Here is a 15,126-nt window from a genome sequence, read left to right as displayed (position 1 = left end):
TCACTTTTTTTCATTTATCATGCGAGGCATGTTCATGCAAAATCCGCAGCCCGAAGCCCTGAATCAGGTTGAAGAATACCCAATGAGCAACAGCCAGCCCACCCAGCAGAGCAAGTCGGTTGCCCGCGAATATGTCGAGGCGATTATCATCGCGGTGCTGCTTGCCTTGTTCATCCGCACCTTCCTCGTCCAGGCCTTCAAAATTCCCTCTGGTTCCATGCTGGAAACCCTCCAGATTGGCGACCATGTGTTGGTAAGCAAGTTCATTTACGGCATTCGGAATCCCTTTTCTGGCGAGGTATTAGTCCCAATCAAAGAGCCAAAGCGCGGCGATATCGTGGTCTTCAAATATCCGCAGGATCCCTCGCTGGATTACATCAAACGCGTGATTGCCGTGGGCGGCGAGACTGTGGAAATCAAAGACAAGAAGGTGTTTATCAACGGCCAACCGCTGGCTGATGAGCATGGCCAGTTCAAAGATAACCAAATCATTCCTGCTTCAGACGGGCCGCGCGACAATCTCGGCCCTATAGCGGTGCCAGCAGGCAAGCTCTTTGTCATGGGCGACAATCGGGACAACTCTTTTGACAGTCGCTTCTGGGGTTTTGTCGATTTGAAGGCGGTGCGCGGCAAGGCCTTCATTCTTTATTGGTCGTGGGACTTGAACGAAAAACTGCTTTCGGTGGATCGCTTCACCTCAGTGCGCTGGGGAAGGATTGGCAATCTGGTGCGGTAACAAGGCCAGCGGCTTTGCTTGCCTGGCTCAATCAGTGGATAACTTTGCGCGGGGAAAAGGCTCCTTTCCTGGTTAGCCACAAAGGAGTTTTGCCGACTAAAACTCCTTTCTGAGTCGGCAGAACTCCTCTGCGGCCTGGCCAAACTCCTTGCTTACTCGGCCAGACTCCTTTATTGCCGAGTACAACTCCTTTGTAAGTCGGAAAAACTCCTTTGCGGCCAAGCCAAACTCCTCTGCAAGTCGGCAAAACTCCTTTCCTAGCGAGTAGGCGACGTTGCCAAATACCTCTACCAGCTCTTTTCCAGGGTAAGATTTGGCAAAGATTTACGGCACCTTCAACAAGAGTCAGCGGCAATGCAGTTGCGCAAGCCGCTCCTTGCCCCAACCCTGGGCCTCCAGCCTGCACCGCCGCCCGCTTTCGCTGACTGCTTCGAGGAAAACATCTAGCCGCTCCGCAGGCTGGAGACTGTCCAGCCGTTCTGGCCATTCAACCACGGTCAAACCGGTTCTGCCGATATATTCCAGCAGCCCAGCCCCTTCCACATCCTCCTCACCAGCTAACCGATAGCAATCAAGATGAAAAAGCGGCAAGCGGCCCTGGTATTCGTGGAGGAGAGCAAAGGACGGACTGCTGACATACTGATTTGACGGCACTCCTAGTCCCGCAGCAATGGCCTGGGTCAGTGTGGTCTTGCCAACACCCAGCCCGCCATGCAGCAGGAGCACATCGCCATGCTGCGCTATCCTGCCCAACTGACGGCCCAGCTCGGCTGTGGCGGCCAGATCAGGCAGGAATAAGGTCTTCTCTTCCTTGGCGATGAGCATGGCCACTTACTCAAGCCACCATGTCCAGAGCAGATTATGAGGATTGTAGTAGAGCGGCAGCTGCTCCGGCCTCTTCAAGGTGCTGACAAAGGCCACCCGATGATAGGCCAGATACCAATTGGGCACCACATAATAGCCATACCACAGCACCCGGTCTAAGGCTTTGCAGGCCGCAGTCAGCTCGTCCTGACTCTGGGCGTAGATCAACGAATCTACCAGGCTATCAACCACTGGCGACTGCACTCCGGCCAAATTGCCCGAGCCTTGGTGCGTAGCTGAGGACGAGGCCCAGTTATCGCGCTGCTCATTGCCTGGTGACTGCGACTGACCAAAGCTATGGACAATCATGTCGAAGTCAAAGCTCTTGATTCGCTTCTCGTATAACGCTGGATCGCTGGTACGGTAGGTAGCCTTAATGCCAAGCATCGCCAAATTCTTGACAAAGGGAGCCATCACCCTTTCAAAGGTGGGTTCAGCGAGCATAATCTCAAATACAAACTTGCTGCCGTCCTTGGCAGTCAGTACCCCATCCTTGACCTCCCAACCCTGTTCACTCAGTAGTTGTTTAGCCTGCTTAAGATTGCTCCTCAGACTGTTCGGTGGGAGGGTTGAGGGCGGTGCCAACGGTGTAGTAAACACCTCAGCAGGCATGTCGTTAGGGTATTTCTCCTGTAATGGTTTGAGCAACTTCAGCTCGGCTTCACCAGGCAAATCCGTTGCTGCCAGCAGGGAATTACTGAAGTAGGAATTGTTGCGGGTGTATTGCTCAAAGAAGAGCGCCTTGTTGGCCCATTCAAAGTCAAAAGCCAAGCCAATTGCCTGCCGCACCTGACGGTTGTTAAACAGGGACTTCCTTGTATTAAAGAGGAAACCTTGGAGGCCAGCGTTGTTGTGATGAGGGAACTCTTTCTTCAGCAACTTGCCGCTGTCAAAGTGACGACCACTAAGGTCTCGCTGCCACTGCTTGGCCATATTTACCCACATAAAGTCAAACTCACCTGCCTTGAATGCTTCAACACTGACGACCTGATCCTTGAAGTATTTAATGGTGACGGTATCGAAGTTAAACATCCCCTTGCGAGTTGGGTGCTCGGTCGCCCAGTAGTGTGGATTTCGGGCATAGGTAATGGTTTTACCTGGATTGACTTCCTTAATGATGTAAGGCCCTGAACCCACTGGTGGCAACAGAGGATTTCCCTTGCTGTCCTCCCCAAAACCATGCTGCTCGTAGAACTTCTTGTTCAGCACAGGCAACTGCGCTGCCAGCATGTGCAGCTCGCGATTCACCTTAGCAAAGTTGAAGCGCACCTTCAATGGCCCTAAGATCTCTGCCCCACTAATATCCTGGAGATAAATCTGATAGAACGGGGCCGCCTTATCGCTCTTAAGTGTATCCAAAGAGTACTTCACATCCTCGGCAGTAACTGCTGTACCATCGGAGAACTTTGCCTGCTCATTCAGGGTGAAGGTAATAGATTTCTTATCCTCTGCTAATGCAATATCTTTGGCCAGCAAACCGTAGGCAGCAAATGGCTCATCAAGGCTGCTAACCGCAAGCGGCTCAAAGATGAATTGATCTAGGCCAAAGGGCGGTGTTCCCTTCAGGGTATAGGGGTTCATTTTGTCAAAACTGCCTAGATCATGCAGCGTCAAGGTGCCGCCTTTCTTGGCATGAGGTGCGGTGTAGTCAAACTGGCTAAACCCAGCAGGATACTTCAGCTTTCCATCAATAGATACGCCGTGAGCAGCATAGCTCTCAGACAGGGATAATAGCGCAAGGCTGGCCAGCAGCAGGCTGGAGAAGAGCATCTTAAGCATACGATCAATCCGTGGTTAAGGTTAACAGTTTGATATCTAATATAACCTACAGTTCAGAGCTGAACAAGGGCAATGAACCTTTTCAGTTATCGGCTCAGGTTAGCAGCCAACATGCAGGATAGTTGCTACCCAACATGCGTAATAGTTGCCGACCAACATGCATGCATGTTGCCTCTCAACCATGATGCAACTGTAGGGGCAACCCCCTGTGGTTGCCCTGTGGCAATGCCACCGTATTCTCCGCAATAATACCACCGTCTATTCTGGAATAAGGGCAGGCACAGGGGCCTGCCCCTACAACTCTCTATCTCTACCAAATACCACCCATTGCATCATTTTCTTGACAAGCAGCGCAGACCTGCTTAGGATAGCTCTTTATCTACATGGTTGCAGGCAACAAGAACGCCAAGGAGCATGTATGCATGCCATCACCTTTGAGACCATTGCCCACAATGGTATGATCAATATTCCACAGCAATATCAGCAATTGTTTACGGAAGATGTCCAGGTAACAGTGTGGGTCAAAACACTGAAGAAAGAGGCGGTCATAAATACGGACTTTCGGGCCATCAGTGTGGCAAGTAAGGAGTTCACCTTTAATCGCGATGAGGCCAATGGACGGTAAAGTTTTCTTTGATACCACTATCCTGCTTTATCTCTATGCTGCGGACAAACCGAAGAAGCAAGCCACTAGTATTAAGGTAGTCCAAGAGTGTAAAGTTAAGCCCACGATTAGTACCCAGACGCTCAGTGAATTGGCCAATACTCTGGCGCGTAATATGCAGTTACAATGGTATATGATTGAACAGGTTTTGACCGAGATTGAGCAGGCTTTTACGGTTGAGCTTATTACTGTACCTATGATCCATAAAGCAACTAGTATTGCGGAAAGCTACCATTACTCTTATTACAATAGTATTGCCGTGGCAACTGCCCTGCTCTCAGGTTGCACGGTCTTCTTAAGCGAGCAACTTGAGCATGAACAATTGATTGACGATCAGCTCCACATCCGTAATCCTTTCCTGGCTTCTTGAGTGTAAGTAAGGCCTAAGCAGCAGTGATTCTATGACCCAAGCAATTCAGATTATTGGCGGTGGATTAGCAGGCTGTGAAGCAGCTTGGCAGGCAGCAGAACAGGGAGCAACAGTAGAGCTGTATGAGATGAAACCACATCGCTATAGCCCTGCTCATGAGTCTGAATTATTAGGCGAACTTGTCTGCTCAAACTCCTTCAGATCCAATGCAGGTGACTCAGCAGTTGGCTTGCTGAAAGAGGAGATGCGACGGTTGAACTCCCTGGTCATGCGCGTGGCACAAGCCACCGCAGTACCAGCAGGGTCGGCTCTAGCTGTGGATCGTCTTTGCTTTGCAACTGCGCTCACGCAGGTCATCGAAAAGCACCCACGGATTACGGTAATTCGCGAGGAAGTTACGGAGCTGCCCACAAGCACTGCACCAGTCATCCTCGCCACAGGGCCGCTGACCTCACCAGGCATGACGACCAGCTTGCTCCAGCTTACTGGCACAGCACATCTTGCCTTTTATGATGCCATTGCACCCATAGTGTCGGCAGATTCCTTGGATAATGCAATCATCTATCGTAAGTCGCGATGGGATGAGGCCACACCAGGGGATTACCTGAATTGCCCGCTTGATGCTGATCAGTACGCGAGATTTATAGATCTCCTGTCCTCAGCAGAGACTGTGCCGCTCAAGTCCTTTGAAGATCCCAAGTACTTTGAAGGTTGTCTTCCCATTGAAGTTATGTGCGAGCGAGGTAGAGACACCCTCCGTTTTGGCCCGATGAAACCCGTGGGACTTGCTCACCCACAAACCGGCAAGGAGCCGTATGCAGTGGTGCAATTGCGGGCAGAGAATTGCGAGGGCACAGCCTATAATTTAGTGGGCTTTCAGACCAAGTTGACCTATGCAGAACAGAAGCGAGTCTTCAGGACAATTCCTGGCCTGGAACAGGCAGAGTTTGTCCGTCTTGGTTCTATACATCGCAATACTTTTATCTGCGCACCTGCCTTGCTGGATGCGTCCTTGCAGATGAAGAAACAGCCTGGTTTATTCCTGGCTGGACAACTTTCAGGTGTAGAAGGGTATGTGGAATCAGCGGCTATGGGTTTGCTCGCAGGAATCAATGCCGCACGCTGGCTGTCTGGAAAAGAAATGGCAGTACCCCCAGTAGGCACTGCCCTGGGTGCATTGATCCGCCATCTTACTGAATCTGATCCCCAACATTTCCAGCCTTCGAACGTCAACTTCGGGCTTTTTCCATCCCTGACCCAGCGGTTGCGGAAGAGGAATAGGGGTGAATATCGGGCAGCACTTGCCTTGCAGTTACTGGCTGAGTGGCAGGTAGGATTGGGGTGAAAGATGCACCATAGTTGGGAGGCAACTATCATGCATGTTGCCAGTCAACTATGGTGATACTTGCCGACCAACATGCATGCATGTTGCCTAGCAACCATAATGCAACCGTAGGGGCAACCCCCTGTGGTTGCCCTGTAACAATAGCACTATCTATCCCGAATCAAGGGCAGGCACAGGAGCTTGCCCATACGGTTATCTGTCACGAATCAACACCACCGCATCGTAGGGGTAACCCCTGTGATCGCCCTTATTATTAAGCCTTGGCTAAGACAGGAGGTTATTATGCAGGCATCTGAACAGCAGTACCGGCTTTCCCCGGAAGAGTACCTCACTGCGGAGCGCGCCTCTATTCTCAAACGAGAATACCTTGATGGTGAGATCTTGGCCTTGGCAAATACTAGTCGGGAGCATAACCAGATTGCAGCAAATATGGTTAGGGTATTGAGCAATCAGCTGATCAATAGGCCATGTCGGGTCTTTGCTAGTACTATGAAGGTGAAGATCCGGGCATTCAGGACCTATACCTATCCTGACCTCGTTGCTGTCTATGGTCAAGAGGAGTATGAAGATGGCAATAAAGATGTATTGTTGAATCCTGTCCTCATTGCTGAGATCCTTTCTGATGCCACGGAAGCCTACGACCGGGTTGATAAGTTCTCCCATTACCAGCGCATTGCTTCTTTTAAGGAATATGTCTTAATCTCCCAGTACAACTGTAAGGTGGAAAGGTTCTCAAGACAGCTGGATGGCATCTGGGTCTATACTGCCTATCAGCACCCAGAAGACCGGCTTGTTCTCAGCTCGATTCAGTGTGAAGTGCCTCTCAATGAGGTATATAGTAAGATGCAATTCCGCAAGCATCGTCTGTACCGATTTCTCGCCTAGTTTACTTCTGCGAATAGCTGACTGCGGCAGGGCTTGTGCTTGGTCTCAGCAGGCAAAAAGGCAGGCAGTATGGAGGCTGAGAAGCAGCCTCCATGGCAAAGAAAAAGGGAGATAGGCGAGAGGTGGTAAGGCAGAAGCGACTACTCATGCCGTAAGGCATCTATGGGATCAAGACGGGCAGCTTTTAAGGCGGGGAAATAGCCGAAGATGACTCCCACTGCGGCAGAGAAAAGGAAGGCGATGAGGATGATGTTGAAGTCAGGCAGATAGGGAACCTCGAGCATTTGGGTTATCCCATACGAGGAGGCTAAGGCAATGATGATACCGATGATGCCACCTAGGGAGGAGAGCACCACTGATTCAGTTAGGAACTGAAGCATTACCTCGTGTTCAAAGGCCCCAATAGCCAGGCGGATGCCGATCTCGCGGGTGCGTTCTGTGACCGAGACCAGCATGATGTTCATGATGCCAATCCCACCCACCAAGAGACTCACTGCTGCTACTGAACTGAGCAGGGCTGTCATGGTTTTCGTGGTGCCAGTAAGCATGGCAGCGAGTTCCTTAGTGTCTCGTACATTGAAGTTATCCTCCTCGCTTTCTGCCAGGTGCCTCCGTTTACGGAGCAGAGCCGTTACCTCTGCTGTGGTCTGCTCGGTTGAACCGCTTTCTTCCACGGAAAGCTGAATACCAGAGACATCCCGGTTGCCTGAGAAGCGACGCTGAACTGTCAGGAGGGGCATGATGATAATATCATCCTGGTCTCGCCCCATGCTGGATTGGCCTTTCTCCTGAAGTAGGCCAATCACCTGACAGGAAACCTTATTGAGCCGGATATTCTTGCCCACAGGGTCTTCCTCAGCAAAGAGATTTTTTCTTACCGTCTGACCAACCACACAGATGGCCCTACCAGTCAGTAGTTCTGCCGACTCGAAAGTTCTACCGTTCTCAATGATCCAATTACGGACTGTGAAGAAATCATTGCTGCTGCCTGTAATGCTGGTGGACCAGTTCTTGTTGCCTGCCACTGCTGTAGCATTGGCTGAGACCACCGGAGCCACCGCCTTCAGAAAACCAATCTCCTTGCGGATCACCTGCACATCTTGCAGGGTAAAGTTAGGCGCAGAGGAATCCTGCCCTGGCCCGCGATGCTGGCCAGGTGAAATCATCAGGACATTGGTACCCATGCTGGCAATCTGGCCTGTAACCTGAGCAGTGGTGCCGTTGCCGATAGTGACCAAAGTGATCACCGCGCCCACACCGATGATGATGCCGAGAATAGTCAGCACCGAGCGCATTACGTTGCGCCGGATGTCCCGCAAGGCGAGCAGGATGGTGTTGAAGAACATGTTTTTCAGTCCTCCTTGAAGATCATTCTGCTACAGGCAGTCATATCTTTCGATGTGTTTGCGAAGTTTCGCATCAAAAGTCAGCACTTCCTGTTGTTCAACAACATGGTATGCCCACAGTAGGGTATCAACAAAGTCAAAAGTTGTCGAGCCATAGCATTCAAGGGCTTTCAGTAGGACATCAGCCTTCTCGACAATAACCAGATGCCTGCTTATGAGTTCACTGAGATGCCGCTGAATCTGCTGTCTATCCACCTTGTAGACTTTTTCGAGAACATAGACAACTTCACAGGCCACCTCCATTGGCAGAACTGCGTCCCGTTTTTCAATGATCGCCGCTGCTTTTGGCGACAATTCATGATGATCGTCCAGCAAATAGCGCAGGACGATATTTGCGTCAACGAGGATCATGTTTTTTCTTTACCGCCTCCTGCCAAGCATCCTGCTCAAGGGCGATTAGAGCGGGATTTGCATATTGACGCAGACAGCCTTGGAGACTTCTTTCAGAACTTGGGCGACACTCCTGCTGTGGCACGGCAAACACGATAATTTCAACCTGCTGTCCCCAGAACTGTTTGGGAAGCCGCAGCTGAACTTGTCCATCTTTTACGGTCTGAATCTTGCGGATTGCTTCCATTGCATCTCCTGTTATGCGGCCACCTGCCCATCCACAAAGCGGATGATCCGCTTGGTATAAGCGGCCATGTCTGGCTCGTGCGTGACCATGACGATGGTGATTCCCTTTTCTTGATTCAACCCAACGAGCAGTTCCATGATCTCATGGCTGCGAGAGGTGTCGAGATTGCCAGTAGGTTCGTCGGCAAACAGCACTGCTGGGCTGGTGACGATGGCGCGGGCAATGGCCACCCGCTGCTGCTGGCCGCCGGACAGCTCGCCCGGTGTGTGTGATTCTCGGCCTTCCAAGCCAACGATCCGCAGGGCTTGCCTGGCCAGTTCACGCCGTTTGCGGGCAGGCGTGCCTCGATACATCAGCGGCAACTCGACGTTTTCGATGGCTGAAGTGCGGTTGAGAAGATTGAATCCCTGAAAGACAAACCCAAGATAATAGCGGCGGAGCGAGGCAAGCTGCTTGCGACTCATCCGGCTGACTTCCAGCCCGCCAAACAGGTACTGGCCAGAGGATGGTGTGTCCAAGCAGCCGAGAATGTTCATGCAGGTAGATTTGCCAGACCCGCTTGGCCCCATGATTGAGACGAAATCTCCCTTGGCAATGTCTAAGTCAACCCCGTGTAAGGCGTAGGTCAGGGCTTGACCGCTGCCGTAAGACTTAGTGATGCCGCGCAGTGCAATCAACGGCGGCGCAGCCTTTTCTGTGATGTCAGTCATGAGACCTCTGGCAGACAAGAAGAGTTGAGTTCCATGTTACCGCATCAGATTAAAGCGGAGAGCGAGCTTTTTTCTCCTGTTTTTCTCCAGAACGCTGAGAAACGACTCCTTTCTTGCTCGCTGGCAAAGGAGTTATACTCGGCAGGAGAGGAGTTCTGCCGACTTGAAAAGGAGTTGTACTCGGCAAGCAAGGAGTTTTGTCTACCCGCAAAGGAGTTTGGCTTAACCAGAGAGGAATCTTGCCGACTTGGAAAGGAGTCTTAGTCGGCCAAACTCCTTTGCGGCTTAATAGGAAAGCAGTTTGGCCAAGCCGAACTTCTCTCTTGCCGAGTACAACTCCTTTCTTACCGAGCCAAATTCCTGCGCAACCGAGCCGTACTGGTGTGCGCAGGAGTTCTATTTCTGCGGCCTGGGGCTGGCAATGCCGGTTATGACCTGTTCGCCAGGTTTGATCTCCCCTTCTAAAATTTGGACATTGTTGCCATCATTGAGGCCGATTTTGACCGGCACCTGCTGGGGTTGCCCGTTTTTGCCCAGCTTCCAAATTTGCTGCGGGGCTTTGCTGTCCACTGCTGCTGGCGGCATCCGTCTTTCTCTAGGCAAGCGCCGGGGCATGAGCGAGTCGAGCAGTGACTTTTTCTTTGCCCGCTTCTCCGAAGCCTGCGGCGTAAAACGCAGGGCTGCAACCGGGACGAGCAGAGCGTTTTCCGCTTTTTGGACAACAATCTCGGCGGTGGCCGTCATACCAGGCCGGAGCACCAAATCAGCATTATCAACCATCAGCACGGTTTTGTAGGTGACAACTCCATTCGTGACTGTGGAGGCAAAACGTACTTGCCGGATCACGGCAGAAAATTTGCGATCAGGATAAGCATCTACTGTGAACTTCGCGTCCTGCCCTTCCCGCACCTGGCCGATATCCGCCTCGTCCACATCGACGTGCAGCTCCATCTTGGTCAGGTCTTCAGCCAGCTTAAACAACACCGGCGCAGAAAAAGAAGCAGCCACAGTTTGCCCTTTTTCCGCAGTTCGACTCAAGACGATACCATTAACCGGGGAAATAATCTCTGCTTTGCCCAGATCAGTGCGGGTCATGTCTAACTTGGCTTGCACTTCAGCCACGCCAGCCTCGGCACTGGCTTTTTCTGCCCTGGCCCGTGCTGCGCCGGCCTCTGCTGCGTCAATGTCAAACTGGGAAGGTGTTTTGCCGCCACTTAATTCCCGAATTTTTTCCAACTGCCGGAGCTTGCTGGCCGTTTCCTGGATGGTAGCTGCCGCAGTCAGCACCTTGGCCTTAGCTGCCTGCAAAGAAGCCTCGGTCTGTTTGACCTGAGCCTGGAGCTTAGAGACATCCAGTCGAGCCAGCACCTGCCCGGCTTTGACCTGATCGTTGAAATCGGCCAACACCTCCTCAATGTTGCCAGATAACTCGCTGCCTACTTCCACCTGATTGGTCGGCTGCAAGGTACCAGTGGCCGTGACATTGATGGTCAGATCGCCACTGCGGACTTCCTCGGTTTTGTACTCGACCTGAGCGGCAGCAGACTGGCGGCTTTCTTTCTGCTGTTCAAGATAGAAATAACCAGCAGCAGAAAGGCCGCCAAGCAGAAGCAGCCAGAACAAGCAGCGCAACCTGCTTCTTCTGTGGGGCGGTTCCAGCAGCAGGGCCGGGTTAATTTCCGCCTGCTGCTTCGGAGGTGTTTTCATAGTGCATGGCTCAGGTCAAGTTTTGGACGGCGGCGGGTTTTATTTGTCCAACAACATCTTCAGAAAGCGCATCTGCTTGTGCCAATCATCACCGACCAGCTCGCTCAGACTTTGCTGGGCTGACTGCACGGCAAGCCCTTCCTTCTTGAGCTGTTCAATCAACTGGTCAGGATTGCTTTTCGCGACTTGGGCCACGACGGTCAGCGGAGCCTTAGCCAAGGCCCGAATCGGCACCGCAAAAGGAGGCTCGCCGCTGCCGCTCAAAGGCGAGAAACAGACCAGCAGAATGAGGACAAACGCGCCCAGCAAAACTAAGCCCTTGCGCTGGACGATATACTTTTTGAAGGCGGAAAAATTTACTGCCACATGAACGGCTACAACTGCCAGAAATCCCCAGCTCAACCATTCATGTGCCTCTTTGGCAAGGCGTGGCGCGGCATGAAAAAACATAAACACGCCGGTGACGGCGAGAAGCAGGAACGCGCCTGCGGTGATTGGGGTGGTCCATTCACGTTTGATGCTCATTTCGATTCTCCTTGGTTGTGGATTGAAGAGGAAAAAATACCTATTTATAGAATATAATTGCCGTAATAACGAAAAAAGAGCTACTGACAACGGGCCAATACAGCAGCCTGCCGATATTTATCAGCTTGTCTTTATGCAGCTGGTCATTCCGATGAAATATAATTGATGCAACAACAAGAAAGGTCAGAATGAAATATGTTATTATGTAGAAATATTCCAAGTAGAATATCTCGTAAACAGCGAAATTATTTCTTGTATTGACATGCGCAAGAACAATGGCAAAAAACATGCCACTGCACATACTTATCAAGCTTTTTGCATCAGCTTCTATAGAAATAAAAGCAAAAAGCATAACATAAACAACAATCAACGGAACTAAATTTGATATGAATGCATTTGTAAATACTCTCTTCGTTGAAACCGAAAAGGCAAGCATAGGAAAATTCTGTTTCGATATAGTGTCTTTTATGCCAAAATTTGAGCTGTTAACCTTTTCTTGCAATACAAATCTACTGCTCGTAATAATCCACCCTGGGATAAACGCTCTACTGTCAATGCCAGGTTTTAGTATCGGCACTATCCTCGTGTATGACTCAAAATCAGGGACAAGGACTACATTATGATTCAGATCTTTGTGAACTATTTTTAAAAAAAAGCTTCCGTGGTCTATTGGGTATTTTGAATAGTCAATATTCTGCCTGATTGATACTGAAAATGACCAACGAACAAATTCATGGTCACCTTGCTGCTGTTTAAGAACTTCTGTGATTTTTGATTGAGATGCTCTGACAAATGCTATTCCTCGTGACAGATCATCATGCTTTCCTTTTTCGTATTTCTGCCACACATACCCTGTCAGTTCAATCTCGTTTGGGTTGATGAATTTAATTGTCTCGACATAAATTCCGGTTGGCAAAAAACGAGGACGTTGAAGGTTATGGTTTTGGCAAATATTTTCATATTCTTTCTTTGCTTCTTCAACTGCTTTATACGAAAGGACTTCCTTGACATCTTTGCGGACTAATTTATAATGAGCAAGGTAACTACCCCAAATAAAACCGATACCAGACAGAAGGAGCAACGAGGAAACGGCAGAAAAAATCCATTGTTTTTTATGCGCATCTGCTGGCACTGCCTGAAGAAGCAAGGCGCATAAGGCCACAAGAAAAAGAATAGTGCTGACAAGAAGGTTTATCTGTTTTTGTTTCACCATGTTTTCATCTGCAAACATATTCTCCTTTAAAAAAGTCACTTGCAGCGACCAGCCAGAGGAAGGAACTGGTTCCCAAACCAGCCAAGAAGGCTTGTGCGTGGAGACACTGATGTGGTTATCAATCATGCCTCTTTTTAGTTCCTTTGCCTGCTGCGCAATAAGCATCCTGTCTCTGTCATGTTGTTCTTCAGCGACACGAGCCAAGTTGCGCATACTCGTAACATATTCATGATCAGGGTAATATATGTAATTACCATCCTTGGTCGTCAAGGCAGAGAATCCATTTATGCCAACGTCAAGAGAGCCTACAATTTCATAGATTCTATCAAGAGAAATTGACAGCGCGACAACTCCTATAGGTGATTTTTTATTTGTATCGCTGTAAAATGGAACACTGTATGTCAGGATCAACGCATCACTTGCTTTTCCCCAGAAAGGATCCATCCACATGGCCCTGTTCTCATTGAACGGATGATAAAAGAAATTTGATAGATCGGTATGTTTTGTGTAATCATACACTTCTCCAACATCAACGAGTTTTCGTTGACCATCTTTTATATGGAGATACGGCCCAAAAAGATATTTATCTTTTCTATAGGCATAAGGGCCGTAAAGAACACTGCTGCCTAACAAGTCCGTATTACTGTCCAGCTCATCGGAGAGCTGTTTTTCAATGGCATCAGGAGGAAGATTCTGGTGAGTTGAAAAGGTATCAGCCATTTTTTGCGCCTGCTTCTCCACCCGCTGAACAATTTCCCCCAAATCGCTGACCGCTTTTTTGGTTAAAGAAACAACCCGTTCTTTTTCAATCTGTTCTGCTGAAGCAATGAATTGCCTGTATTGGAACAGCACCCTTGATAGCACCACTCCAAAAATCACATTGATCAGCAGCAGAAAACAGAACCATTTCGATTTCACAGAAAATTTCATGACAGCCTCCTCCTGGCAGTCAGGTGCTTGTTGATGATCACAATTGCACTGACAAGGAGGCTTGCTACATCTGGCAGCAGCGTTCCTTGTCCGGCATGGTTCCTTTGACAGGACAACATACCGGACAATAAGCGGCAAGTCCAGACTTTTGTTGCTAATTTTACTGCTTGCCCGGGCCGTTTCCATTGCAGGGCTTATTGCCGCCTTGGCCGCCCATCGGACACGGTTTGCCACCATTACCCTGACCCATACCTTGACCGTTCATGCCACAAGGTTTACCTCCGCCCATGCCTGCGCCACGTCGCATATCCATTTTTGCTACTTGCTCCGGGGTGAGGATTTTCTTCATTGCCAGTCGCTCTTCGGTCATTTGTACAGCCATTTTTCCTTTTACTGCGGAAATCTTCTCGGTCAGCTCAAGCACTGCCTTTTCATCTACTGGCTCGGTGGCAAAAGCCTGATCCATCTTCAGCCGCAAGCTATCCAGTTCCGCATTGAGGGGTAACTGCTTCTCACGGGCAGCGAATTCTGCTTCCTTCAGCTTCTTGACCTGCTCTGCGCTGATGCCTAAATCCTGTACGGCTTGCGGATTCTGCCAAATGCCAAAAGCAGCACCACCTCGTCCGCCCCTCATACCGCAATCCATGCCCATTCCCTGGCCGCCACCACGTCCGCCTCTGCCGCCACGACAAGCCTCTGCTGCTGCGGGAATAAGTGCTGCCGAAAGCAAGGCTGCCATGAGGACTGTGCCGATTCTCTTGTTGATTATTGCGTTCATACTCTTTCTCCTTGAAAGATGGTTGCTGATCAATGGGAGTTGCTCCCTTTCTTTATGTCTGAAATGTACGCGATGAATGTAAAGAGAATTTGTTGGCGGCAGGATAAATTGTAAAGGTTGTGTAAATGCGGCAGGAAGAATACGTAACCGAAGACGGAACGGTTAGAAAACGTGCATCAGCTCAACTGGAACGAGATATCATCTGCCCGCAACATACTTAGTAGTTTCAGTGTATTGATCTGTTTTCCTTTCCCGTTTCAATGCAGAAATTGCCGTTTAACCTGGCCTGTTTTACTCTTAAATCAAGGCAATTCACGCTTAAATCGGCCCGATTCACACTTAAATTGATCTAATTCACGCTTGAATTACTCTGATTCACTCTTGAATCGGGATGATTTAAATTTAAATTGCCATGAATCACGCTTGAACCAGCGTGATTCACGCTTAAATCAGGCCAATGTAAGCGTGAATTGGGATGATTTAAATTTAAATTGCCATGATTTACGCTTAAACCAGAGTAATTCACGCTTAAATCAAGCCAATGTAAGCATGAATCAAAGTAATTTAAGTGTGAATTGAGGCGATGCAAGTGTAAATCAGGCCAGTTCAACCGCGTTTTATGGCAAATAACGCAAAG

17 protein-coding genes are annotated in these 15,126 nt (G+C 49.7%); 6 read left to right on the top strand and 11 right to left on the bottom strand.

What is annotated here, in order from left to right; translation table 11 throughout:
• The first annotated feature begins 82 nt into the window (after positions 1–82).
• On the top strand, positions 83–736 hold the full coding sequence (gene lepB / locus ACNKIB_RS07395) for a signal peptidase I (protein ID WP_417909961.1): 654 nt from the start codon (positions 83–85) through the stop codon (positions 734–736).
• 96 nt (positions 737–832) lie between these two features.
• Here the strand turns inward: lepB and ACNKIB_RS07390 are convergent, their stop codons facing one another.
• The 3 genes from ACNKIB_RS07390 to ACNKIB_RS07380 form a co-directional block, all read right to left on the bottom strand.
• A complete protein-coding gene (locus ACNKIB_RS07390; RefSeq protein ID WP_417909906.1) occupies positions 833–958 on the bottom strand; it encodes a hypothetical protein in 126 nt (41 codons plus the stop codon).
• A gap of 123 nt (positions 959–1,081) precedes the next feature.
• Positions 1,082–1,561 carry a tRNA (adenosine(37)-N6)-threonylcarbamoyltransferase complex ATPase subunit type 1 TsaE gene (gene tsaE / locus ACNKIB_RS07385; RefSeq protein WP_417909960.1) on the bottom strand — a complete coding sequence of 160 codons (480 nt, stop codon included), beginning with the start codon at positions 1,559–1,561 and terminating at the stop codon, positions 1,082–1,084.
• A gap of 6 nt (positions 1,562–1,567) precedes the next feature.
• Positions 1,568–3,379 (bottom strand): extracellular solute-binding protein, encoded by a 1,812-nt coding sequence (locus ACNKIB_RS07380; RefSeq protein ID WP_417909905.1) that lies wholly within the window; start codon positions 3,377–3,379, stop codon positions 1,568–1,570.
• A 418-nt stretch (positions 3,380–3,797) separates the two neighbouring features.
• Here ACNKIB_RS07380 and ACNKIB_RS07375 point away from each other — a divergent pair, with 418 nt between their 5' ends.
• From ACNKIB_RS07375 to ACNKIB_RS07360, 4 genes are all read left to right on the top strand, one after another.
• On the top strand, positions 3,798–4,004 hold the full coding sequence (locus ACNKIB_RS07375; RefSeq protein ID WP_417909904.1) for a hypothetical protein: 207 nt from the start codon (positions 3,798–3,800) through the stop codon (positions 4,002–4,004).
• On the top strand, positions 3,994–4,413 hold the full coding sequence (locus ACNKIB_RS07370; RefSeq protein WP_417909903.1) for a PIN domain-containing protein: 420 nt from the start codon (positions 3,994–3,996) through the stop codon (positions 4,411–4,413). The genes ACNKIB_RS07375 and ACNKIB_RS07370 overlap by 11 nt, the downstream gene beginning before the upstream one ends.
• A gap of 31 nt (positions 4,414–4,444) precedes the next feature.
• On the top strand, positions 4,445–5,758 hold the full coding sequence (trmFO, locus tag ACNKIB_RS07365) for a methylenetetrahydrofolate--tRNA-(uracil(54)-C(5))-methyltransferase (FADH(2)-oxidizing) TrmFO (protein ID WP_417909902.1): 1,314 nt from the start codon (positions 4,445–4,447) through the stop codon (positions 5,756–5,758).
• A 282-nt stretch (positions 5,759–6,040) separates the two neighbouring features.
• Positions 6,041–6,643: a Uma2 family endonuclease gene (locus ACNKIB_RS07360; RefSeq protein WP_417909901.1), complete on the top strand. Its 603-nt coding sequence runs from the start codon at positions 6,041–6,043 to the stop codon at positions 6,641–6,643.
• 140 nt (positions 6,644–6,783) lie between these two features.
• Here the strand turns inward: ACNKIB_RS07360 and ACNKIB_RS07355 are convergent, their stop codons facing one another.
• The 4 genes from ACNKIB_RS07355 to ACNKIB_RS07340 are packed head-to-tail and all read right to left on the bottom strand — an operon-like array spanning position 6,784 to position 9,336.
• Positions 6,784–7,989: an ABC transporter permease gene (locus tag ACNKIB_RS07355; RefSeq protein WP_417909900.1), complete on the bottom strand. Its 1,206-nt coding sequence runs from the start codon at positions 7,987–7,989 to the stop codon at positions 6,784–6,786.
• 30 nt (positions 7,990–8,019) lie between these two features.
• On the bottom strand, positions 8,020–8,400 hold the full coding sequence (locus ACNKIB_RS07350; RefSeq protein WP_417909899.1) for a PIN domain-containing protein: 381 nt from the start codon (positions 8,398–8,400) through the stop codon (positions 8,020–8,022).
• Positions 8,387–8,626 (bottom strand): hypothetical protein, encoded by a 240-nt coding sequence (locus tag ACNKIB_RS07345; protein ID WP_417909898.1) that lies wholly within the window; start codon positions 8,624–8,626, stop codon positions 8,387–8,389. The genes ACNKIB_RS07350 and ACNKIB_RS07345 overlap by 14 nt, the downstream gene beginning before the upstream one ends.
• Positions 8,627–8,637: 11 nt before the next feature.
• On the bottom strand, positions 8,638–9,336 hold the full coding sequence (locus ACNKIB_RS07340; RefSeq protein ID WP_417909897.1) for an ABC transporter ATP-binding protein: 699 nt from the start codon (positions 9,334–9,336) through the stop codon (positions 8,638–8,640).
• A gap of 33 nt (positions 9,337–9,369) precedes the next feature.
• Between ACNKIB_RS07340 and ACNKIB_RS07335 the strand changes: the two genes are divergently transcribed.
• Positions 9,370–9,600 (top strand): hypothetical protein, encoded by a 231-nt coding sequence (locus ACNKIB_RS07335; RefSeq protein WP_417909896.1) that lies wholly within the window; start codon positions 9,370–9,372, stop codon positions 9,598–9,600.
• Between the two features lie 132 nt (positions 9,601–9,732).
• Here ACNKIB_RS07335 and ACNKIB_RS07330 read toward each other — a convergent pair whose 3' ends face one another.
• From ACNKIB_RS07330 to ACNKIB_RS07315, 4 genes are all read right to left on the bottom strand, one after another.
• Entirely contained in the window at positions 9,733–11,043 is a 1,311-nt protein-coding gene (locus tag ACNKIB_RS07330; protein ID WP_417909895.1) for an efflux RND transporter periplasmic adaptor subunit, read from the bottom strand.
• Positions 11,044–11,082: 39 nt separating this feature from the next.
• Positions 11,083–11,658 (bottom strand): DUF4405 domain-containing protein, encoded by a 576-nt coding sequence (locus ACNKIB_RS07325; protein ID WP_417909894.1) that lies wholly within the window; start codon positions 11,656–11,658, stop codon positions 11,083–11,085.
• Entirely contained in the window at positions 11,609–13,711 is a 2,103-nt protein-coding gene (locus tag ACNKIB_RS07320; protein ID WP_417909893.1) for a hypothetical protein, read from the bottom strand. Before ACNKIB_RS07320 ends, ACNKIB_RS07325 begins: the two co-directional genes overlap by 50 nt.
• Before the next feature lie 160 nt (positions 13,712–13,871).
• Positions 13,872–14,489, bottom strand: coding sequence for a Spy/CpxP family protein refolding chaperone (locus tag ACNKIB_RS07315; RefSeq protein ID WP_417909892.1), 618 nt, complete (start codon positions 14,487–14,489; stop codon positions 13,872–13,874).
• Between the last annotated feature and the right edge of the window lie 637 nt (positions 14,490–15,126).

This window comes from Candidatus Electronema sp. PJ (genome assembly GCF_048287395.1).
Lineage (GTDB): Bacteria > Desulfobacterota > Desulfobulbia > Desulfobulbales > Desulfobulbaceae > Electronema.
Note: the sequence above shows the minus strand (reverse complement) of the source record. Positions and strands in the feature narration are given on the sequence as shown.